General features: G+C 48.4%; 5 protein-coding genes and 1 pseudogene. 4 read left to right on the top strand and 2 right to left on the bottom strand.

What is annotated here, in order from left to right; translation table 11 throughout:
• The 4 genes from BACCOPRO_RS02450 to BACCOPRO_RS02435 all read left to right on the top strand — a co-directional run.
• On the top strand, positions 1-393 hold a 393-nt coding region (locus BACCOPRO_RS02450), incomplete at its 5' end, for a DapH/DapD/GlmU-related protein (RefSeq protein WP_008140579.1).
• 269 nt (positions 394-662) lie between these two features.
• A complete protein-coding gene (pflB, locus tag BACCOPRO_RS02445) occupies positions 663-2,885 on the top strand; it encodes a formate C-acetyltransferase (protein ID WP_008140577.1) in 2,223 nt (740 codons plus the stop codon).
• A 160-nt stretch (positions 2,886-3,045) separates the two neighbouring features.
• Entirely contained in the window at positions 3,046-3,774 is a 729-nt protein-coding gene (gene pflA / locus BACCOPRO_RS02440) for a pyruvate formate-lyase-activating protein (RefSeq protein ID WP_008140575.1), read from the top strand.
• Positions 3,775-3,856: 82 nt separating this feature from the next.
• Positions 3,857-4,102, top strand: coding sequence for a hypothetical protein (locus tag BACCOPRO_RS02435; RefSeq protein ID WP_008140573.1), 246 nt, complete (start codon positions 3,857-3,859; stop codon positions 4,100-4,102).
• A gap of 101 nt (positions 4,103-4,203) precedes the next feature.
• Here BACCOPRO_RS02435 and BACCOPRO_RS02430 read toward each other — a convergent pair whose 3' ends face one another.
• Complete coding sequence (locus tag BACCOPRO_RS02430; RefSeq protein WP_022277464.1) at positions 4,204-4,806, bottom strand: LutC/YkgG family protein; 603 nt, start codon at positions 4,804-4,806, stop codon at positions 4,204-4,206.
• Between the two features lie 4 nt (positions 4,807-4,810).
• Positions 4,811-5,173 (bottom strand): annotated as a pseudogene (locus tag BACCOPRO_RS02425) (4Fe-4S ferredoxin); the annotation flags it as partial.

Raw genomic sequence — 5,173 nt, 5'->3', positions numbered from 1 at the left:
TTTCCTCCGTTCTACACAGATTTCGGGAAAAACATCACCGTAGGAAAAAACGTATTTATCAACGCCTGCTGTCACTTTCAGGACCAGGGTGGTATCACATTGGGCGACAATTGCCTGGTAGGACACAATGTTGTATTTGCCACGCTGAACCATGGTTTTGCCCCCGAAGAACGGCAATCCATGCTTCCCGCCCCCATCGTTGTGGGACGTAACGTATGGATCGGTTCCAATTCAACCATCCTGCAGGGAGTCACCATCGGCGACAATTCCATCATTGCGGCCGGATCCGTGGTTACCAAGGACGTACCGGCCAATGCCATCGTTGCCGGCGTACCCGCACGATTCATCCGTTCCATCAGTCCGGAGGAGGAAAAACAACAAAAACAGGCCTGAAAGGACTGTCCAAAAAGACTTCGACGTTTTACCTGATTCGTCGAAGTCTTTTCACTTAAACGCCGAAACGTTTTTTAAAAAGCCCGAGGCCTTTATTTCTTCTCTCCCGCACCTCCTTTTTAAAGTTCCTTTTTTCTCCTGCTGCATTTTTGTAATTATTGCAAATTAACAATATACTTAATTATAGGTATTGCGAAGTATGTAATAATTTAGTACCTTTGCAACGGTTTAGATAACTAAGCCTTATTTACTCTATAATTAATATTTCTATGGCAATAAATTTCAAAGAAGGACGTTGGAACCATGAGATCAACGTGACCGATTTCGTAAAAACGAACATCACCCCGTACGAAGGCGATGCCTCATTCCTGGCTGGCCCTACAGAACGCACCAAGGCTGTATGGAACAAATGTCTGGAAGCACTGGCAGAAGAACGCGCCAACAACGGTGTTCGCTCGCTCGACCCGTCAACCGTTTCAACCATTACCTCGTTCGCACCCGGATACATTGACAAGGAAAATGAAGTCATTGTAGGTCTGCAAACCGATGAAGTATTACGCCGTGCCATCAAACCTTTCGGAGGTATTAAAGTGGTGGAAAAAGCATGCCGTGAAAACGGAATGGAAGTAGATCCGAAAGTCAAAGATATTTTCACGCATTACCGTAAAACTCATAACGACGGTGTATTCGATGCCTATACCGAAGAAATCCGCTCATTCCGTTCACTGGGATTCCTGACCGGACTTCCCGACAACTATGCCCGCGGACGTATCATCGGTGACTACCGCCGTCTGGCTTTATATGGTATTGACCGCCTGATCGAGGCAAAGCAGGATGACCTGCGTCACCTGACCGGTCCGATGACCGACGAACGCATCCGCCTGCGTGAGGAAGTAGCAGAACAGATCAAGGCCCTGAAGGAAATCAAGATCATGGGCGAACAGTATGGACTCGACCTGAGCCGTCCGGCACAGAATGCCCAGGAAGCAGTGCAGTGGGTTTACATGGCTTATCTGGCTGCCGTTAAGGAACAGGACGGTGCTGCCATGTCATTGGGTAATGTGTCTTCTTTCCTCGATATCTATATCGAATATGATATGGCACACGGTCTGCTTGATGAAGCACACGCACAGGAACTGATCGACCAGTTTGTCATCAAACTCCGTATGGTACGCCATCTGCGTATGCAGGCTTATACCGATATCTTTGCCGGTGACCCGACTTGGGTGACTGAGTCTATCGGCGGACGCTTCAACGACGGACGCACCAAGGTTACGAAGACTTCTTTCCGCTTCCTCCAGACATTGTACAACCTCGGTCCTTCACCCGAACCGAACCTTACTGTTCTGTGGAGTCCGGAACTGCCGGAAGGCTTCAAGAGATTCTGTGCACAGGTATCTATCGACACCTCTTCTATCCAGTATGAGAACGATGACCTGATGCGTGAAGTGCGTAACTCCGACGACTACGGTATTGCATGCTGTGTATCTTATCAGGACATCGGCCGCCATATCCAGTTCTTCGGTGCACGCTGTAACCTGGCCAAGGCTCTGCTGCTTGCCATCAACGGCGGACGTTGCGAAAACACCGGTACACTGATGGTAAAAGATATCCCGGTATTGAGCAGCGACGTACTGAACTTTGAAGAAGTGCTCGCCAACTATAAGAAAGTGCTGAAGGAAATGGCCCGCGTTTACAACGAGGCTATGAATATCATCCACTACATGCACGACAAGTATTATTACGAAAAGGCACAGATGGCCTTCGTTGATACTGATCCGGTAATCAATCTGGCTTATGGTGTAGCCGGTATGTCTATTGCCGTTGACTCTCTGTCTGCCATCAAATATGCGAAGGTAACTGCCCGTCGCAACGACATCGGCCTGACAGAAGGATTCGACATCGAAGGAGAATTCCCCTGCTTCGGTAACGATGACGACCGTGTAGACCATCTGGCTGTCGATCTGATCTACTACTTCGACGAAGAGCTGAAGAAACTTCCGGTTTACAAGCACGCCAAACCGACCTTGTCTATCCTGACCATTACGTCGAACGTTATGTACGGAAAGAAGACAGGTGCTACTCCTGACGGACGTGCCAAAGGCGTAGCCTTCGCTCCGGGAGCTAACCCGATGCACGGACGTGACAAGAACGGTGCCATCGCTTCCTTGAGCTCTGTAGCGAAACTTCGTTACCGTGACTCACAGGACGGTATCAGCAACACGTTCTCTATCGTGCCGAAATCACTCGGTGTTGATATGGAAAACCGTATCGAGAACCTGGTGACCATGATGGACGGATACTTCGTGAAGGGCGCTCATCACCTGAACGTCAACGTACTGAACCGCGAAATGCTGGAAGATGCCATGGAGCATCCGGAAAAATATCCGCAGCTGACCATCCGCGTATCAGGATATGCTGTAAACTTCATCAAGCTGAGCCGCGAACATCAGCTGGAAGTTATCTCACGCAGCTTCCACGAACGCATGTAATTACCGCACCTGTCTGCCTGCCAAAAGGCAGACAGTGCGACTTTCCATAGCTTAAGATACGAAGACACAGCGGGAATATCCCCGTTGTGACTTTGTGTCTATGCCCCTCTGACAAAAACAAGACAGACTTTACTTATTCGTACAACTAATAACTAATTCCATGATCAGAGTACATTCGTATGAATCATTAGGCACTTACGACGGCCCAGGAATCCGTCTGGTAGTATTCCTTCAGGGATGCAACTTCCGCTGTCTCTACTGTGCCAATCCGGACACGATCGATGCCAAAGGAGAAAGCAAGGAAACTTCTCCTGAAGAAATTCTGAAAATGGCTGTCAGCCAGAAACCTTTCTTCGGAAAGAAAGGAGGAATCACTTTCAGCGGTGGAGAACCTACCTTCCAGGCACGCGAACTGATTCCCCTGTTCCGCAGTCTGAAAGAAGCAGGCATACATATCTGTGTCGACACCAACGGAAGCATCTGGAATGAAGATGTCAAAACTCTGCTCACACTGGCCGATCTCGTCCTGCTGGACGTAAAGGAATTCAACAACGACCGCCACAGGAAGCTGACAGCCAGAAGCAACGAACAGACACTGAAGACTGCCGCCTGGCTGGAAGAAAACCAAAAACCGTTCTGGTTACGCTACGTGCTGGTACAAGGCTACAGCTATTTCCGTGAGGATATCGAAGCCATGGGAGAACATTTCAAAAACTATCAGATGATAGAGCGTGTGGAAATTCTTCCCTATCACACCTTAGGTGTCCACAAGTATGAGGCCATGAACCTGGAATATCAGCTGAAAGACGTAAAATGCAATACTCCCGAACAACTGGAAGAGGCAAAAGCCCTGTTCGACAAATATTTCAAGACTGTTTACGTCAATTAATGAAAAAAATCAGTCTTTGCATGCAGTATTGGGCGAATACTGTCATTTATAGGATGAAAAGGAAAGAATTTGGATTTTTAACATGGAGAAAACTGAACTAGTGGAAATGGAAAGACTTGAATCGATCAAGATGATCCCGCACAGGATATCCGGAAAACAGATAGAAGCCAGAATCACAGCTGCTACCTTAATTCTTGGAACTATCGTGCTTAACATTTTGTGGTGGGCAGGAATCCAGTTCATGGAAACAGACAATTCCCGCGAAATTACACAGAAAGTACAACCGATAGAACACCGGATTACTCAGAACGGGCTTGCAAGGCATTAAGCCTGATGGCCGGACGGCCAAACAATGACCGCCGGAAATGCAAAGACGCACCGAAAGGAACTTTTAGACTCTTTCGGTGCGTCTTTTATTCTCAGAAATACTCAGATCAGGATCACGGTCACATCACGTGCCCCGTGTGCTCCCATTACCAGAGCCTGTTCGATATCTGCCGTCTTGGAAGGTCCGGAAATAAATACTCCATATCCGTAGGAACCGGTATCAATACACTTATAAGCTTCGTGCATATTGTTCACGAGCCGGCTTTTGTCGACCAGCAGCACCAGCGCTTCGGAAATGAAATACACGGCACGCTGTTCCACGTCCTGCTGCACCCACACAGCTCCGTTCTCACAGACTCCTACCCGTCCCTGAACAATTGCCAGGTCTGTACCGTCCAGTTCACCCGGATTGCTGACATCGTCAGGACGGAACGTGGCACAAGTAATAGCCTGACCCTTGACTTCATCCACACAGGTGGCTATCCTTCCGGCATCCGGATACAGTCGGGTGATCACTTCATTGATATCTTCTCCTTCACCCAGCACCACCGCTTTTCCGCCGACCAGCTGCATGACCGAACAAAACTGGGCCACTTTATCGGCATAAGTCAGGGCTTCCTGCTCTAAAGGAGCATAATCCGGTTTCTCGTAACGCATTCGTGTGTGACTGCGAATACTTTCCAATATATCTTCTCGACTACTCATAAAATCACTTCACTTTGTTTTTCTTCCACATTTCATTAAAACTTTCCTTCGCAAAGACAGGCATCTCATGCTCTTTACCCCAATCGTTCAGGCTGTTATAAACCAGCCAGTGAGGCAATGCATTGGCCACCGATGCATGATGCAGCGCCATGTTGAAAAGAGAAGGACGCTCCATCAGGAACTGCATGCCGCCGGACATCAGTTTTTTCGACGGACTGGCCACACCCAAAGTATGCAGCTTCTGCCGCCAGCAATAGATCTGGTCAGCCAGATCAACCTTTGCCGGACACACGTTCTGACAGGAGTGACAAAGTGAACAGGCCGACACGTTGTCATAATATTGCTGAGGATCCTTCAGCATACCCAG

It is taken from the genome of Phocaeicola coprophilus DSM 18228 = JCM 13818, from assembly GCF_000157915.1.
Classification (GTDB): Bacteria; Bacteroidota; Bacteroidia; order Bacteroidales; family Bacteroidaceae; genus Phocaeicola; species Phocaeicola coprophilus.
The sequence above is the reverse complement of the archived record's forward strand: the minus strand, read 5'-3'. Positions and strand labels throughout refer to the sequence as shown.

Bases quoted from the DNA above. Each gene is read 5' to 3' on its own strand.
- BACCOPRO_RS02435 (WP_008140573.1), top strand. From the start codon at position 3,857: ATGGAGAAAACTGAACTAGTGGAAATGGAAAGACTTGAATCGATCAAG.
- pflB (WP_008140577.1), top strand. From the start codon at position 663: ATGGCAATAAATTTCAAAGAAGGACGTTGGAACCATGAGATCAACGTG.
- pflA (WP_008140575.1), top strand. From the start codon at position 3,046: ATGATCAGAGTACATTCGTATGAATCATTAGGCACTTACGACGGCCCA.
- BACCOPRO_RS02430 (WP_022277464.1), bottom strand. From the start codon at position 4,806: ATGAGTAGTCGAGAAGATATATTGGAAAGTATTCGCAGTCACACACGA.